Annotated in this window: 1 protein-coding gene; it reads left to right on the top strand. The window is 60.2% G+C overall.

The features are described from left to right. The coding region (gene hemF / locus EOA85_RS36320) for an oxygen-dependent coproporphyrinogen oxidase (protein ID WP_127212805.1) at window positions 1-683 on the top strand (683 nt) is incomplete at its 5' end. Between the last annotated feature and the right edge of the window lie 164 nt (window positions 684-847).

Below are 847 nucleotides of genomic sequence, written 5' to 3'. Positions count from 1 at the left end.
GCGTTTTCGAGAAGGTCGGCGTCCGCACCTCCACCGTCTATGGCGAGTTCTCGCCGGAGTTCAGGAAGCAGATGCCGGGCGCCGAGGAAGACCCGGGCTTCTGGGCGAGTGGCATTTCGCTGATCGCCCATCCGTGGAACCCCAACGTGCCGGCGGTGCACATGAACACGCGTATGGTCGTCACCTCGCGCCAGTGGTTCGGCGGCGGCGCCGACCTGACGCCGGTGCTCGACCGTCGCCGCACCCAGGACGACCCGGACACGGTTGCCTTCCACAGGGCCATGCGATTCGCCTGCGAGAAGCACGCTGGCGTCGCCGACCACGCAAAATTCAAGGCCTGGTGCGACGAGTATTTCTATCTGCCGCACCGCGACGAACCGCGCGGCACCGGCGGCATCTTCTTCGATTGGCTGCATTCGGGTGAGGAAAAAGGCGGCTGGAACGCCGATTTCAACTTCGTCCAAGATGTCGGGCGATCTTTTCTCGTCGTCTACGGACATCTGGTGCGGGCCAATTTCAACGACAACTGGACCGACGGCGACCGTGAAGAACAGCTCATTCGCCGCGGCCGCTATGTCGAATTCAACTTGCTTCACGATCGCGGCACTATCTTCGGACTGAGGACCGGCGGCAACGTGGCCTCGATCCTGTCCAGCCTGCCGCCGGAAGTGAAATGGCCGTAAAATCTCGGTGAGTTGGACGTGAGCCGCAATCAGGTCCAAATCGTTTGATTTTGGCGGCGAATGTGGCGCGCAGAATATCTTTTTCGTCTAATATCCAATTGAAAAAGCAAGACTATTTTTCGTTCCGGGCCGGGAAACGCCGGCGGTTCATCCTCCCCTAGAAC

The sequence above is a fragment of the Mesorhizobium sp. M5C.F.Ca.IN.020.29.1.1 genome, assembly GCF_003997375.1.
Taxonomy (GTDB): domain Bacteria; phylum Pseudomonadota; class Alphaproteobacteria; order Rhizobiales; family Rhizobiaceae; genus Mesorhizobium; species Mesorhizobium wenxiniae.
The sequence above is the reverse complement of the archived record's forward strand: the minus strand, read 5'-3'. Positions and strand labels throughout refer to the sequence as shown.